This is a genomic window from Pseudomonas sp. Pmew2, from assembly GCF_058129885.1.
On sequence record NZ_CM176702.1, the window covers coordinates 3,954,737 to 3,969,351 of the forward strand.

17 protein-coding genes and 3 pseudogenes are annotated in these 14,615 nt (G+C 56.8%); 12 read left to right on the forward strand and 8 right to left on the reverse strand.

Annotated features, from left to right (window positions below):
- Window positions 1-3 precede the first annotated feature (3 nt).
- The 3 genes and pseudogenes from AC4ANK_RS18035 (at window position 4) to AC4ANK_RS18045 (ending at window position 2,731) form a co-directional block, all read left to right on the forward strand.
- On the forward strand, window positions 4-576 hold the full coding sequence (locus AC4ANK_RS18035) for a sarcosine oxidase subunit gamma (RefSeq protein ID WP_002553900.1): 573 nt from the start codon (window positions 4-6) through the stop codon (window positions 574-576).
- Window positions 577-946: 370 nt separating this feature from the next.
- A pseudogene (locus AC4ANK_RS18040) lies at window positions 947-1,873 on the forward strand (HAMP domain-containing protein); the annotation flags it as partial.
- 129 nt (window positions 1,874-2,002) lie between these two features.
- Window positions 2,003-2,731: a methyl-accepting chemotaxis protein gene (locus AC4ANK_RS18045; protein ID WP_369812063.1), complete on the forward strand. Its 729-nt coding sequence runs from the start codon at window positions 2,003-2,005 to the stop codon at window positions 2,729-2,731.
- Window positions 2,732-2,851: 120 nt separating this feature from the next.
- Here the strand turns inward: AC4ANK_RS18045 and AC4ANK_RS18050 are convergent, their stop codons facing one another.
- Window positions 2,852-3,748, reverse strand: a complete 897-nt coding sequence (locus AC4ANK_RS18050; protein WP_002553902.1) for a LysR family transcriptional regulator — start codon at window positions 3,746-3,748, stop codon at window positions 2,852-2,854.
- Between the two features lie 109 nt (window positions 3,749-3,857).
- Here AC4ANK_RS18050 and AC4ANK_RS18055 point away from each other — a divergent pair, with 109 nt between their 5' ends.
- Entirely contained in the window at window positions 3,858-4,733 is an 876-nt protein-coding gene (locus AC4ANK_RS18055) for an MBL fold metallo-hydrolase (RefSeq protein ID WP_057425750.1), read from the forward strand.
- A 94-nt stretch (window positions 4,734-4,827) separates the two neighbouring features.
- Window positions 4,828-5,226 (forward strand): hypothetical protein, encoded by a 399-nt coding sequence (locus AC4ANK_RS18060; protein ID WP_002553904.1) that lies wholly within the window; start codon window positions 4,828-4,830, stop codon window positions 5,224-5,226.
- Between the two features lie 87 nt (window positions 5,227-5,313).
- Here AC4ANK_RS18060 and AC4ANK_RS18065 read toward each other — a convergent pair whose 3' ends face one another.
- The 4 genes and pseudogenes from AC4ANK_RS18065 to AC4ANK_RS18080 form a co-directional block, all read right to left on the reverse strand.
- Window positions 5,314-5,439 (reverse strand): hypothetical protein, encoded by a 126-nt coding sequence (locus AC4ANK_RS18065; RefSeq protein ID WP_080164905.1) that lies wholly within the window; start codon window positions 5,437-5,439, stop codon window positions 5,314-5,316.
- A 65-nt stretch (window positions 5,440-5,504) separates the two neighbouring features.
- A pseudogene (locus AC4ANK_RS18070) lies at window positions 5,505-5,867 on the reverse strand (chemotaxis protein CheW); the annotation flags it as partial.
- Between the two features lie 14 nt (window positions 5,868-5,881).
- The gene (locus tag AC4ANK_RS18075; protein WP_460382697.1) at window positions 5,882-6,631 is read right to left on the reverse strand and encodes an IS5 family transposase; all 750 of its coding nucleotides are present in this window, start codon (window positions 6,629-6,631) and stop codon (window positions 5,882-5,884) included.
- Window positions 6,632-6,691: 60 nt separating this feature from the next.
- Window positions 6,692-7,207 (reverse strand): hypothetical protein, encoded by a 516-nt coding sequence (locus AC4ANK_RS18080; protein WP_460384848.1) that lies wholly within the window; start codon window positions 7,205-7,207, stop codon window positions 6,692-6,694.
- Between the two features lie 137 nt (window positions 7,208-7,344).
- Here AC4ANK_RS18080 and istA point away from each other — a divergent pair, with 137 nt between their 5' ends.
- The 4 genes from istA (at window position 7,345) to AC4ANK_RS18100 (ending at window position 11,299) form a co-directional block, all read left to right on the forward strand.
- On the forward strand, window positions 7,345-8,844 hold the full coding sequence (istA, locus tag AC4ANK_RS18085) for an IS21-like element ISPsy20 family transposase (protein ID WP_122302115.1): 1,500 nt from the start codon (window positions 7,345-7,347) through the stop codon (window positions 8,842-8,844).
- Window positions 8,837-9,640: an IS21-like element ISPsy20 family helper ATPase IstB gene (gene istB / locus AC4ANK_RS18090; RefSeq protein WP_031598096.1), complete on the forward strand. Its 804-nt coding sequence runs from the start codon at window positions 8,837-8,839 to the stop codon at window positions 9,638-9,640. Before istA ends, istB begins: the two co-directional genes overlap by 8 nt.
- Before the next feature lie 210 nt (window positions 9,641-9,850).
- Window positions 9,851-10,306, forward strand: coding sequence for a topoisomerase DNA-binding C4 zinc finger domain-containing protein (locus AC4ANK_RS18095; RefSeq protein ID WP_081050545.1), 456 nt, complete (start codon window positions 9,851-9,853; stop codon window positions 10,304-10,306).
- Window positions 10,307-10,660: 354 nt separating this feature from the next.
- On the forward strand, window positions 10,661-11,299 hold the full coding sequence (locus tag AC4ANK_RS18100) for a hypothetical protein (RefSeq protein ID WP_058886976.1): 639 nt from the start codon (window positions 10,661-10,663) through the stop codon (window positions 11,297-11,299).
- A 21-nt stretch (window positions 11,300-11,320) separates the two neighbouring features.
- Here the strand turns inward: AC4ANK_RS18100 and AC4ANK_RS18105 are convergent.
- A pseudogene (locus tag AC4ANK_RS18105) lies at window positions 11,321-11,518 on the reverse strand (SGNH/GDSL hydrolase family protein); the annotation flags it as partial.
- 167 nt (window positions 11,519-11,685) lie between these two features.
- On the opposite strand from AC4ANK_RS18105, the gene AC4ANK_RS18110 reads away from it, so the two are divergent.
- The 3 genes from AC4ANK_RS18110 to AC4ANK_RS18120 are packed head-to-tail and all read left to right on the forward strand — an operon-like array spanning window position 11,686 to window position 13,059.
- A complete protein-coding gene (locus AC4ANK_RS18110) occupies window positions 11,686-12,189 on the forward strand; it encodes an Hcp family type VI secretion system effector (protein WP_002553420.1) in 504 nt (167 codons plus the stop codon).
- Between the two features lie 11 nt (window positions 12,190-12,200).
- Window positions 12,201-12,632 carry an STM2901 family protein gene (locus AC4ANK_RS18115; protein WP_081050543.1) on the forward strand — a complete coding sequence of 144 codons (432 nt, stop codon included), beginning with the start codon at window positions 12,201-12,203 and terminating at the stop codon, window positions 12,630-12,632.
- Window positions 12,610-13,059, forward strand: coding sequence for a DUF1493 family protein (locus tag AC4ANK_RS18120; RefSeq protein WP_058886975.1), 450 nt, complete (start codon window positions 12,610-12,612; stop codon window positions 13,057-13,059). The genes AC4ANK_RS18115 and AC4ANK_RS18120 overlap by 23 nt, the downstream gene beginning before the upstream one ends.
- Before the next feature lie 81 nt (window positions 13,060-13,140).
- Here the strand turns inward: AC4ANK_RS18120 and AC4ANK_RS18125 are convergent, their stop codons facing one another.
- Together AC4ANK_RS18125 and AC4ANK_RS18130 are read right to left on the reverse strand one after the other, a co-directional pair.
- Window positions 13,141-14,385 carry an SGNH/GDSL hydrolase family protein gene (locus AC4ANK_RS18125; protein WP_460384846.1) on the reverse strand — a complete coding sequence of 415 codons (1,245 nt, stop codon included), beginning with the start codon at window positions 14,383-14,385 and terminating at the stop codon, window positions 13,141-13,143.
- Complete coding sequence (locus AC4ANK_RS18130) at window positions 14,382-14,561, reverse strand: hypothetical protein (RefSeq protein WP_019741277.1); 180 nt, start codon at window positions 14,559-14,561, stop codon at window positions 14,382-14,384. Before AC4ANK_RS18130 ends, AC4ANK_RS18125 begins: the two co-directional genes overlap by 4 nt.
- Between the last annotated feature and the right edge of the window lie 54 nt (window positions 14,562-14,615).

The window sequence follows — 14,615 nt, forward strand, 5'->3', positions numbered from 1 at the left end:
ACCATGAATAGCCTTATCCAGGACCGCCCGGTCAGAGCTGGCGCGCCCTCACTGTGCACACTGCAAGACCTGACCGATCTGCCGCGCGTGGGGTTTCGCGGTACGCAAAGCGCCGAATACCTGACAGCACGTGGTTTCAGTCTGCCCGACACGCCGAACCGCGCGGTTACTCAGGCCGACGGCAGCCATGTTGCACGTCTTTCGCAGACCGAATACCTGCTGCTCGGCAGCCCGCTTGATAAAGGCCAGCGCATAGCCGATGAGGAAGCCCGTTGGGAACTGGACCATAACGCCAACTACCTGCTGCCTCGCGAAGACAGCCATGCGTGGCTGCAACTGAGCGGCCCGTGCATCCCCGAGGTGATGGCTAAATTGTGCGGCGTGGACCTGCGTCCGTCAGCATTCGCAGTCGGCTCGGTGGCGCAGACCTCGGCAGCGCGAATCAATGTGATCGTGATCAATGTTGGCGCGCAGAGCGAACCCTGTTTTCAGATTCTCTTTGATCGGGCTTCACTGGCTTACTTCAAGGAAGCGATGCTGGATGCCATGACCGAGTTTGGAGGGCGCCTCTCATGAACAACGGGTTACTGCTTCAGTGAATAAAGGCCGTTTCGTGCTCATGAACGACAACAAGTGTCTGTTACCGCCAAGCCGCCTAAAGAATGCTGGCAAAAAGTCGTTGACCTCTTGGTAGACCATAAGAGCGACCCTCAGCTCAATGCCTCGGGTCGCAGACTGCATCCATGCAGCACCCGACACTTGCGGCAGTAACACGCCCCCCGGAGCTCAAATGAATATCAAACAGAAATTGACGTGGGCGTTCGCAGTCATTGCGTGCTTGCCCATATTAGTCGTCGCCGCCATCGTGGTCGTGAACCTGCGCGACAAGGCGACCAGTGATTTCGTGGACAGCAGCGCACGCGAGATTCGCCAGGTCGACAATGCCATGCAACTGTTTTTCGACGGCATTACGCAGAACGTCAATTACATCGCGGCGCACCCGCTGATCGCCGGGGCGAGCGATGATTTCCGCAACTACATGGGCGCAACGCCTCCCCCGCAGTCCGAGAATGACAGGCAGGCGACCGAGCTGTTCGCCAATATCGCCAAGGCTCACCCGGCCTACTCCTACGTCTCTTACGGGTTGATCAACGGCAGCTACATCATGACGCCGGAAGACCCGAAAATGAGCAACTACGACCCACGTGTTCGCCCGTGGTACAAGACCGCAATGGCCAATGCTGGCAAAACCGTGCGCAGCGATGCCTATTACTGGGCCAACGATGACGCGGTGCTGGTCAGCACCATTCGGGCGATCCCCAATAAACTGGGCAACCCTGGTGGCGTGGTCAATATCGACGTATCGCTCAAGCAACTGACCAACATCGTCAAGCAGATCAAGCTCGGCGAAAGCGGCTACCTGATGCTGATGGAAAAGAACGGCACCGTGCTGGTCGATCCCAAACAGCCCGAGCATAACTTCAAGAAACTGGGTGAACTGGGCGACGGTTTCACCGAGCTGGCCAAAACCGGCAGCGGTCTGGTCGAGGTAACACTCAACGGCGAACGCTACATGGCCAACGTGTACCCGTCCGAGCAACTGGGCTGGAACTTCATCGGTCTGATCAAACAGGACGAAGTGATGGCCTCGGCCACCCGCCTGACCTGGCTGATCGGCGTTATCGCTGCGGTATTGGCGGTGGTCTTTGCGATTGTCGGTGCCAGCTTTGCCAGCGTCATCGTGCGTCCGATCCACAGCGTGTCGAGCGGCCTGGAAGGCATTGCTGGCGGCGAAGGCGACCTGACCCAGAACCTCGCCGTGCGCGGCAAGGATGAAACTGCGCAACTGGCAGGCTGGTTCAACAAGTTCCTTACCGCGATTCGCAACCTGATCCAGCACATCGGCCAGGCTGCCGGGAAGATTCTTGAAGCCTCACACAGCTCCACCCGTGTCTCCAACGACATGGCCGAAGCCGCTGGACGTCAGCGCGAGGCGGTGGACATGGTCTCCACGGCCTTCCATGAAATGGTCGCCACCTCCAACGAAGTCGCTCGTTCCTGCAGCCAGGCCGCCGATTCGGCCGACAGCGGTCAGCAGCAGGCGCGTGAAGGTCAGCGACAGATCGACGATGCGGTGCGCAGTGTCGACCAGCTCAGCGAGGAACTCACCCGCTCGGCCAAGGACATGACGCAACTGGAAAAGGACAGCGCAGGCATTCAGTCGATCCTCAACACCATCCGTTCGATTGCCGAGCAGACCAACCTGCTGGCCCTCAACGCGGCCATCGAAGCAGCTCGCGCAGGCGAGCAGGGTCGCGGCTTTGCCGTGGTAGCCGACGAAGTCCGCGCGCTGGCCAAACGTACCTCGGACTCGACCGCCGAAATCGACAACCTGCTGGGCAATCTGGCCAAACGCACCGCTTCGGTGGCGCAACAGATGCACGCCAGCCTCGACGTGTCGCAGCAATCGGTGACCAAGATCGGGCAGGCACGCAGCAGCTTCGGGCAGATCCGTGAGTCAGTTGATGTGATTCGCGACATGAACACCCAGATTGCAACCGCCGCCGAAGAGCAGCATCAGGTGGCCGAAGACATCAACCGTCACATCAGCCAGATCCATGGCGACGCCCAGTTGATCGCCGACCTCTCGGACTCCGCCCGTGCGGATTCCAGAAGTCTGGAACTACTGTCCAGCGAACTCGACGGCCTGGTGCGCAAGTTCAAGACCTGATACTGCACACTCGGAGCGTGAGAAACGATAGGTGTCTGTGTGTCCCCTATCGTGCCCATGCTCCGCGTGGGCATGCCGTTCTGGACGCTCTGCGTCCTTTGCGCAGCAGGTGATCCAACCTCAAGGCTCTGCGCCGCTCCTCTCAAACCATTCAGTCAGAAAATCCAGCATGGTGCGCAAGGTGGCCGACTGGTGATGCCGCGAGGTGTAGATCGCGTGGATGCCCAGCGCCCTTGGCTGGTGGTCGGGCAGCACCGCGATCAGCTTGCCACTTGCAATCAGCGGCGCTGCCGAATGCACCGGTTGCAAGGTGATCCCCGCGCCAGCCACTGCGGCCTCCAGCAACACCACTGAATCGTTGGCGCTGAGGTTGCCGCCCACCGGAACGCTGAGCGGCAACTGCTGCCGGGTGAACTCCCACAGGCTCTTGCCGAAGTACGAATAGGTCAGGCAGTTGTGTGCAGCCAGTTCTTGCGGACTGGAGGGAGTGCCGTGCATGGCGAGGTAGGCTGGAGAGGCACAGACAACCGAATCGCAATGCCCCAATGGACGGGCAATCACATTGGGGTCCAGCTGATTGGTGATGCGGATTGCCAGATCGATGCGCTCGCTGACCAGGTCCACGGCCTCGTTGCCAATCAGCAGATCCACCGAGGTGCCGGGGTAGCGTTGCAGGTAAGCCGTCACCGCTGGGGCCAGAACCGCCAGTGCCAGTGACTGCGAACAGGCAATACGCAGCATGCCACGCGGCTCATCGACTTGCGTATCGGCTGCCAGCGGCACTGCGTCAGCCAGCTCGACAAGCCGCTGGCAACGCAGCAACGTCACCTGTCCGGGCGCAGTGAGCCCCAGCTTGCGCGTGGTGCGGTGCAGCAAGCGCGCTCCCGCCCAGGTTTCCATCTGCGCCAGATAACGGGTCACCATCGCCCGTGACATGTCCAGCGCCTCAGCGGCAGCAATGAGGCTGCCGCGTTCGTTGATGGCCATGAACACCCGCGCCGCCATGATCCGATCCATGATTCATCCGATATAAGCAATCAATAGTTGCCAATATTGAGGCTTTTGTTTCATTTTAAGCAACATAAGATAACGACCTCAGTCTTGCTCTATAAAAAGGTCGTACCCCATGCTACGCAATTCCCTGCTTGCTCTATCGTTCGCGGTGCTATTCCCGCTTGCAGCCCAGGCCGCTGATCCACTGGCGATCGAGGTCTACAATCCGGCCGAAAAAGCCATCTTCCCGGTGTCATCCGAACTGATCACCGGCAAGCATGATGCGGTGCTGATCGATGCGCAGTTTCAGCGTAACGATGCTCAGGCGCTGGTAGAGAAGATCAAGGCCAGCGGCAAGAAACTCACTACCGTGTACATCAGCCACAGCGACCCGGATTACTACTTCGGGCTGGACGTCATCAAAGCTGCTTTCCCCGATGCGAAGATCGTTGCCAGCGCTCCTACCGTGAAAGCGATCAAGGCGTCGATGCAGGGCAAGCTTGCCTACTGGGGACCGATTCTCAAGGACAATGCTCCGGCCAGACTGGTCCTGCCAGAGGTGCTCAAGGGTGACCATCTTACCCTTGAGGGTCAGCCATTACAGATCAAAGGCCTGAACGGCCCGGCCCCCGAGCGCAGCTACGTATGGATTCCATCGCTCAAGGCGGTGGTCGGCGGCGTCGTGGTGTCCAGCGGCATTCATGTATGGATTGCTGATACCCAAAGCCCGAAATCGCGTCAGGACTGGCTCGCGACCCTCAAGGGCATTGAGGCGCTGAAACCGGTCACGGTAATTCCGGGCCATTATCTGGGCGAGGTTCCAGCGGGCACCAAGGCTGTGACGTTCACCGCCGACTACCTGAAGTCCTTTGAACAACAAGCGGCCAAAACCAAGGATTCCAAGGGCCTGATCGATGCCATGCAGAATGCCTGGCCACAACTGGCCGAACCGAGTTCGCTGGAACTGAGTGCCAAGGTCATCAAGGGCGAGATGAAGTGGCCGAACTGATCTGAAACCAGGGAACTGTTGCCGCATCGCCGCAGTTGCGCGCAGCAGTTCCGGGGTATGGTCAGACGCCCCCGTCAATCGCTATGCTGCACCCATGAATGCTCCCGTCAAAATCCGTAACCCCTGTCCGCCCGGCGCTTGCGACTGCGAGCGCGAACGGCTGGATGCGGAAGACGCCGACCTGCGCATCCTCAAGCTGACCCGTGATGCGGAAAACACGCTGCTTGAGCGCCTGAGCCGTGTCGAAAGCCTGAAGGATCTGGAGCACATGCAGCGCAGGATTTTCGAGCAACTGGGTGTGCGCGTCGAAATCGCACCGGGCTTCAACGAAGTACGCACCATGCGCGGCATCAGCATTGTCGTGCAGAAAAAGACCGGCCTGTGCCGCAAGACGCGCAAGTCGGTTGCAAGCGCAATCCGCAGTGCACTTGAGGCACGCCCGCAGATCGCCTATGAACTACTCAACGCCAACGACCTGCTACGCGACGCGTGAGTCAATACAGAGCCCGAACAGGCCTTTGAAACCATAACGCCCGATCTAAAACAGACCGGGCGTCATGTGCATTGTCCTGTTGACTGATCAACAGGCCCCCGGCGGAATACCACCCTTGTTGAAGTCCTTCAGGCGTTCCTTCTCTTCTGGCGTCGAGTGCGCAGGCACATCGTTTGCCGGTTCCGGCTTTTTCTCGTCTTTCTGGTCAGTCATGGTCATTCTCTCCGCTCGTGGACACTCAAAATAAGGCCACGCGCGAAGCATTCGGTTCCGATTGATTAGCGCGCTGCCACTCGTTCGGCGACATTGCACTCCAGTTGCCTGGCCAGCCCCTGCAAATCGAGCAGGGTTGCGCGCCAACTGCGTTCCTGACTGCCGACGCTGACCAGCGAGCGCACTCGGTCATTGACCGAGATCCCCTTGCCGGTATTGGCCTGCCAGCCCTGCTCGAGCATGGCCGGGTCGAACTGATTGAACGCGTCGATCGCATCGACCCGGCTCACGGCAAAACCGAAGCACAGGCGCTCGCCACGCACGATCAGGACACGGGACGCTTCACACGGGGTTTGCGCCCCCTCGCCCAGCAGGCTGCTCAGGCAGATCAGCGGCACTTGCTCGCCACGCAGATTGAATTGCCCTAGGGTCTGTTCCCGTTTCACATTGGCAGCCACAGAAAAGCGCAGGCCATTGCTATGACGCTTTCATAGTTTCTCTTGAGTTTGTCGAACCGAGAAGCCGCCGCCCGGAAATGCTTCAACCGGGCAAAGGCGTTTTCTACGAGATGTCGATTGCGATATAACCCTTTGTCCAGATCTGCGTTCCCTTTCAGAGAATTGCGCTTTCGTGGAATCACCACTTTGCTGCCTTGCTGCTCGACCTGAGCGCGTATCGCTTCAGTGTCGTAGCCCTTGTCCGCAATGATCACTTCTGCATTGGGCATCTTGGCAATCAACGAGGCCGCCTGCGAACAATCATTGGTCTGGCCTCCGGTCACGTCAAATGCAATGGGCAGCCCACAAGCGTCTACAGCCAGGTGAATCTTGCTGGTGTTACCGGCTCGGCTTTTTCCGATGGCCTGGTCCTGCGTGCTGGCAGCACCTGCACTGTGCTGATGAGCCTTTACATAACTGCCATCAATGAAAACCCACTCCATGTCAGGATCGGTCATCAGCACCTCAAGCACCTTGACCCACTTGCCTGAAGCAGACCAGGCATTGAACCGCTTGTAGACCTTGCTCCAGTTTCCAAACGCTTTCGGCAGGTCTCGCCAAGGGCAACCCACACGCATGCGGTACAGCATGCCTTCAACCGTGGTGCGCAAATCTCGCTTGTTGTAGATCGATTCGTGCAGCAAAATTTCTCGAAGCTTCGGCCAGTGCTCATCACTGAGCATTAATCGGGGCATTGCAGGCTCGTATTGGTGTTGTGTGAGAACTCCAACAATACGGGCCTGTTCTCATAGAGATCAATGGGTTACGTCGAAACGGGAACAGACCCTAGGGTGAAAGAAAGTATCGCGAGCTTTCAGCTTCATTTCGCGGATCGAAAGGAATCCTAAAGTGATCTCAGCTACGTTCCGGATCTGCTCAAGGTAATTGCGCAGATCTTCGTTTTCCTTCCTGACCCTGGCGAGCACTTCTTTTGCGCGCTCAACCTGTACCGCTAGGACCTCCAGCTCGCCGGCGGCATCCGCCACACTCTCATGTAGCTTGGCCAACTCTACCGTCTGTTCCCCCACCTCAAGTTCCAATGCTTTCTGCTGCTCGCGCATGTAGCCATGTCGACTGAGTAGTTGAACCTCTTCATCAGTTTCAATCCGCTCGCGGGTCAGCTTCTTGGCTTTATCCTTGGCCTGCTCAGCAGTCAACTTGCTGTCATCGTTTAGACGCTGAATGAGGTCATCACAGTCCTTGATATCGTCATCCAGTTTGATCAGGTCTTGCTCGTGCTGCCTCCTTGCTCTGGTCGGGTCGAAAGACATGAAACCAAATGAGGTCTCCTGGTGTTGCCGCTGACCGAAAACTGACCCAGTAGAGGCTGTTCTGCCGACTGAAAACTGACCCAGGTGTTCAACTGCTTCTGCTCACTTTTTGAGCAGGAGAACACAGGGTGATCAGCATGGAAATGTTGGGAAAAATCCGGCGGATGTACTTCCGCGACAAGCTCTCGCTGCATCAGATAGCCAAGCGTACCGGGCTGTCGAGAAACACCATCCGAAAATGGGTCAGAGCGCCCGAAGCCAATCAACCAGCGTACCAACGGTGCGCATCCTTCAATAAGCTCAACCCTTTTCACGAGACCTTAGAGCAGGCGCTCAAGGCTGATTCGTTCCGGCCAAAACACAACCGTAGGAGCGCCAAGGCACTTTTTGAGCAGATCAAGGCCGAGGGTTATGACGGCGGTTACAGCCAGCTCACGGCGTTTGTCCGCTCTTGGCGGTGCGAGCAAGGCAAGTCTGTACGCGCTTTTGTACCGCTGACTTTTGCCCTCGGTGAGGCCTTTCAGTTTGACTGGAGCGAAGAAGGCCTGCTGATCGGTGGCCTGTTTCGACGTATCCAGGTCTCCCATATGAAGCTGTGCGCAAGTCGCGCGTTCTGGTTGGTTGCGTACCCCAGTCAAGGCCACGAGATGCTGTTTGATGCCCATACACGTTCGTTTGGAGCGTTGGGTGGCGTGCCACGTCGCGGCATCTACGACAACATGAAAACGGCTGTCGACAAGGTTAACAAAGGCAAAGGCCGCACGGTCAATGCCCGGTTTTCCGTGATGTGCGCGCACTATCTGTTCGATCCGGACTTCTGCAACGTGGCCTCTGGCTGGGAGAAAGGCATCGTCGAAAAGAACGTGCAAGACAGCCGGAGGCGAATCTGGCTCGATGCTCAAAATTGCATGTTCCATACCTTCGAGGAGCTGAACGTCTGGCTCGGCCAACGCTGTCGTACGCTCTGGGCTGAACTTGTACATCCGCAGTACAACGGTTTGACGGTGGCAGAAGTCCTGGAGCTGGAGCAGGCTGAAATGATGCCAATGCCGACGGCCTTTGATGGCTACGTGGAACGCACCGTCCGTGTCTCTAGCACCTGCCTGATCAGCGTGGCGCGCAATCGTTATTCGGTGCCTTGCGAGCGTGTGGGTCAATGGGTCAGCAGCCGTTTGTACCCTTCGCGAATCGTGGTCATTGCCGACGAAACGGTGATCGCCAGTCACGAGCGCCTCTTTGATCGAGATCAGATCGGTTTTGACTGGCAGCACTACATCCCACTCATCGAACGCAAGCCTGGTGCACTGCGCAATGGCGCTCCATTTGCTGATCTGCCAAAACCGTTACAGCTTCTTAAACGCGGACTGAGGCGTCACACCAACGGTGATCGAATCATGATGCAGGTACTGGCTGCTGTGCCCATCGCCGGTCTCGAACCAGTGCTGGTGGCGGTGGAGCTGGTACTTGAATCGGGAAGTCTGAGCGCCGATCACATCCTCAATGTCGTTGCCCGCCTGACCTCCACCGCACCACCTCCCTGTGTAGAAACCAGCCTGCAACTCAAAGTGGCGCCGGTTGCCAATACAGCACGCTACGACCGGCTCCGTACGACCGATGAGGAGAATCGCAATGCGTGACCTAATGACTGAACTCAAAGAACTGCGCCTGCACGGCATGGCCAGTGCTTGGGAAGAACTGGTCTCTCAAGGAACAGCGTCGACGGCTTCATCGAAATGGCTGCTGGAACATCTGCTTCAGCAGGAACATGCGGATCGCGCGGTGCGCTCGGTGAATCATCAGATGAACATGGCAAAACTCCCCATGCACCGTGACTTAGCTGGCTTTGACTTCAGCGCTTCCAGCGCTGATGCCCGGCTGGTCAGCGATCTATCCAGCTTGGCGTTCACTGAAACCGCGCAGAATGTCGTGTTCATCGGCGGCCCTGGCACCGGGAAAACACACCTGGCCAGTGCCTTGGCTGTATCCGGAATCACGGCCTACAACAAACGCGTGCGCTTCTTTTCCACGGTGGATCTGGTGAATCTGCTGGAGCGTGAGAAGTACGATGGCAAGGCAGGGCGAATCGCCCAGGCACTGCTGCGCACAGACCTGGTGATACTGGATGAACTCGGATATTTGCCCTTCAGCCAAAGCGGTGGCGCCCTGTTATTTCACCTGCTGTCCAAACTGTACGAACACACCAGCGTGGTCATCACCACCAACCTGAGCTTCTCGGAATGGTCGAGTGTGTTTGGCGACGCCAAGATGACCACCGCGTTGCTGGATCGGCTGACACACCACTGCCACATCGTCGAAACGGGCAACGAGTCCTACCGCCTACAACACAGCACATTGGCTGCCCAGACAAAGATCAAAACACGCGAACGAAAGCGAAAGGACGGAAATGATATCGAGGACGATGAGCCATTTTGATCCGCACCATAAATGCCCTGCTGCATGCGGTGGGGCTTGATGCGTCTTCAATCGGAACACTGCTGCTAAGCTTATCCACAATTGCTGGGGCAAAAATCAGCAATCCGTCCTGGGTCAATTTTCAATCGGCAGGGTGGGTCAGTTTTCAATCAGCGCCAACACGTGTGCTGCTACATTGTGAATAACCCGATCAAGCGCAGGAAGCTCGTCATGGATGGAAAGCAGTTTTCACGCCGCGCGTTGTTGCTGTTAGCTGCCGCAGTGCTTACCGACACAGCGTCCGCTCGCGGTGGAGGCCGCGGTCGGCGTGGATGGGGAAGGAGTCGTGGCGGATCATCGGGCGGCCTTGGCCTGATCTTATTTATCGCTGGCAGCATTGGCTGTATCTGGCTATACGGTAAGTTCTTCGGGCGGTCCTCAGCCCGACATATAAAGCCCCTTTCCGGTCTACCGGCCAAGCCAGCGCATGGTCCCACCGCACACACGCACCCAATAGGATCAGTCAAGCCGCCTGCCGATCTGGAAAATTTGGGGCTGTGCCCCAGGTGTGGCAGCACTATGCGTCGTAGAACAGTGAAGAGAGGAAGGTATGCGGGACGCACATTTATGGGCTGCTCCACCTACCCTAATTGCGTCGGGACTCGTAAACCCCGTCTCCCTGGATAAATTCTTACTGACCATATTGCAGCAGTATGGGAAAAGGTCGATCCAAGCCCTTGCAGGTAAAGGCTCAAGCCAAGAAATTGTCTAATGCACATCGGCGTTTTTGGCTCGGTTTCGACCAATAAAACCGATTTATCATGCCCGAGTATTAGACAGAAACCCCCTCCCCCGGCGTCCTGCCGACGAACACCACTCCCCAAATCTGAAAGACCCAACTACTGTATGCCCATACAGCAATTGAGAATCACCCCCATGAACGAGAGCAACAGCTCAGAAGCCTTGGCCGAATGGCACAAAAGGCTCAACGACAGGAGGCAGTGGACGAACCCCGGGGTCACTTACCGGTTTCTGGCACGCATGGCCGAAGACATGCAGGCTGGCGGGCTGGTCGATCCATTGGAGCGCTTTGAGCTCTTCGAGCTGGCCAGCGCTGCTTTCTGCCACTTCACCGAGGAAGGCAACCACGAATGGCGGCATCAGGCGTCGGACTATCTGGCCTACAACAAGGGCGGTGTAATAGTCGGCAGCCTGCTCAACTCCCGATACGTGCTTCATGAGGCCGACCAGTCGCCCTACCATGCCGCCCACTTTGCATTTCTCGACGAGAAAAACGAACTCATCATGAGGGATTACAAGAAGTACGGCGTGCTCGAGGGTCGCTACATCTACACCGAAACCGGCCAGACGCTGACGCTGGTTGAGCAATCCAGGCAGATCAACGGTGTGAGCTATCAACGCCTGAGCGATGAAGATCAATATCGAGCGCTCGTCGACGCCTCAGCGGTAGCCCTCGAACAAGGCGACTTCAAGGCCTACGTTTCGCTGTGGGAGCGTCATAGCTACTCGATATTTATCAGATGCCTTCACTGCCTGGACGGATTCGCAGTGCGTGACGATTGCACGCACTGCGATGGACGAGGCTTTATCGAAGACCCGGAATGCCCGAACAAGCTGCCGCAGTCACTCAGCCGCCAACGAGGCGTTCCGACAGAGTAGCGGAGCGGCCCGCTCGCCCACCTATATCTTGGGTATCCCGAACTGCGCGGCCTTGACCGTCGAGTCCTGCGGCACGCCTGCTGCCAGGTACAGGCCCATGCGCGAGGTGATCACGGTTTCACTCAGGTCAATAGTGCCGCGCTGCGTTTCCAACGCCCCGGCAAAGCTGGCCAGCATGGTGAACGGCTCTTGGTACTTGCCCATCGACCGGCACTCGAACTTGGTCGGGTTCCCACTCCAAGGATGTGGTGGCGCAAGTTCAGAGTGCAGTGTTGCGGGACGCCAATCTGCGCCGACGAAAAGGGCGCTCACGAGTCGCAAAGGCAGACTTTATGCTATCGTGCTACGGCAATAAATTACATTAAGAGATGTTCCAAGGAGCCGGAATGAGTATAGATGCATATCTTTGGATTGATGGCATTAGTGGAGAGTCTACGGACTCTGACTGCAAAAACTGGGTTGAGATTACCACTTTTTGCTTGTCAGCCGCTCAGTCGGTGTCAAGAACCGCAAGCTCGGCTGGTGGGGCTACAGTTGGTCGAGTTTACTTAAGCGACTTCAGCATTGTAAAAGCTGTTGACATTGCGACCCCTAAGATTCTCGAGGCATGTTGCGCAGGGCAACATATTAAGCAAATGAAGCTGTACGTACGTCGTGCTGGCGGCGAAAAGCAAAAATATCTGGAATATGTGTTTGACGAAGTCATCATAAGCGGCGTTGCCTCCGGCAATCTATTTGAGCGATCGCCTTCAAGTTTTCCAGAGGAGGTGATAAGATTTAGTTACGCCAAAGTCAGCATGCAGTATTCACAGCAAAGCCGAACCACCGGCTTGATAATTGGACAGATCTCCGGTGGCTGGGATCAAATACGAAATAGCACTTACGCATAAGGATATTTTAAGTGGCGAGAATATATTGTTATGACGGTGACTGCGGACTAACTGCAAATGAACTACTTTATGTTATTGCCACAGAGGTGGCAATGGAGGAATTTGGACTGGACGATGTAGGGGCTGCATTAGGCATCGTCTTAGGCGCCAACATAATACCAACTAGAACAAAGCCTGGCGGAGCGATTAATAACACTTCCGTCATGTCTATAGTAATGCGGCGCACTCTAAACAACCGCAAGTTTCCTGGAGACTTCAGAGCACCATCTCTTACAGGATGGTTTCCGCCGCACCTCCGATGGACAAGAAGCATTGGTGGCTTCATCGCACGAGCAACACCCGTTATAGGATGGTCCTATACTGCATACGAGCTTGGCAAAATAGGTTACGTAACGGTGAATACCTACAATTCTATCGTAGATGAACAAGATCAGGTTTTTTAAAATGGATAGAAGCGATCTAAACTATGAAGTAGTTGATTATCTTGTAGAGAGAATCTACTTTTATGTAGGATTTAGCCGAAAGGCATTCGAGACTCTCAGCCTCGCTACTAGAGTCAGTTGGGAGCTAGGGCTTGATGGTGACGACGCCAGTGACTTTATGGAGAATTTTTTCGAACACTTTGGTGTTGAATCCGGCGACTACGACCACTACCGTTACTTCAAGCCAGAAGGGACTGACATTTTCGTATTCTTTAGATCTAAAGATCGGCGCGCAAAGACGGCAATGACGTTAGGCATGTTGTATAACGCAGCCCAAACCAAGGCATGGAACTGCGAAACTCTTGAAAAGACCAACTTTAGCACTTTGCCAATTTACAATCGAACCGAAGAAATCCCTATTGAGGGTTTTAGCATAAACACCAGGTAATATTTATATTAGAGGATAGCTTAGCAAAAACCCAAGTGACTGAGCTCGTTCAAAAGCGCACCTCATCCTCGGCATAAATATTTAAACCTTGCGAATCCCGAACTGCGCTGCCTTGACTGTTGAGTTCTGCGCCACACCTGCAGCCAAGTACAGGCCCATACGCGAGGTGATCACGGTTTCACTCAGGTCAATAGTGCCGCGCTGCGTTTCCAACGCCCCGGAAAAGCTGGCCGGCATGGTGAACGGCTCTTGGTACTTGTCCATCGACCGATAGTAAAACGTGGACGCAGCACCGCTGACCGTCTTGGTGATGGTTAACTCAGCCTCCCAAGCCAGAATGCCGCGCGACGAACCCATGATTTCCACCGCCGACACCATTTCGATAACGTCGCCGGCTGCCAGGTTGGTCTGTACCACGTTGGCCGTGGGCTGCATGTAGATGTAGCCGCCCGCCGCCGCCATGTTGCCACGCAGCTCGATGCACTGCGCCTCGCCATAGGCGGCAGGCTCCTTGAACCAGCGCGTGGTGATACCGGTCAGGCCAGAGCCAATGGCTTTGTAGCCGTCCGCAAGCACCGACCCGGCCAGAGCGTTCACGCCAGCAGGCAGAGAACCGCCGGTGCCCGCCAGCAGAGGGTTGGCATTGAGGCAGCCGAACGGGCGGATGGCCGAGTAAACGTCGCCAGCGTCAGTGGGCAGCGGGATGCCGGGGAATTCGAAGTTGGCGGTGATGATCGGCACCACCCGTGAACTGATGAACTCGGCGCCCAGGATGTTGGGATGCAGGCCCTCGACTGTCATCGCTTCGGTGAAGCCGTCCCAGATGTTCACGACCGGCACGAACTGGCTGACATAGTTCAACACCCAGTCCTTGTAAGCGATCGCATCGGCCAGCGCCTGCCCGGTCAACGCCCTGCTACCGAAGCGCGGCGTACCAGTGCCGACGATCAGGTGCTTGCCGGGCGTGTTCAGGAACGCGGTGACGATCTTCATCACGTTGGCTTTCGTGTCGGCCAGGCTCATACCTGCCGTGGTGCTGTCATTGGTGCGCGACAGCAGCAGCCACAGGTCGGCAGTGGACGATGCAATGCAGGCGGGAAGCCTGGCCAGAAACTGCCCGGTGTGGTCCCCGAGCTTGCCCTGGTTGTCGACGTAGCTCGGGAACAGGCCGGTACGCGCCGCGATCCAGCCCGCATAGCCATAGGCCTCGGTGCCAAACGCCGTCGCCGCGATGGTGTGGCAGTTGCCCGAGAAGCTATCGCCGAGCAGACCCAGGCCGCGCCGGATCGGTTGGCGACGTGGGATTGGGTTGACCAGAAGGCTCATGCGTAGACCTCAAATGAAGCGCCAGCAGCGGGCACGTAGCGGATCGTCGCGGGCGGAATGCTCAGCTGATAGCCACCGTCTTTCCAGAACGTGTCGGTGGTGATCCAGTTATCACCGGCCTGGATCTGGACCGTCACCGACCCGCCGTTCGCCTTCACTGCCAACGTCACTTTCATCGTGCGGTCGTAGGTTTCTTGCTTCGTTGCTGTCTGCACAGTGCTTCCCCGGCG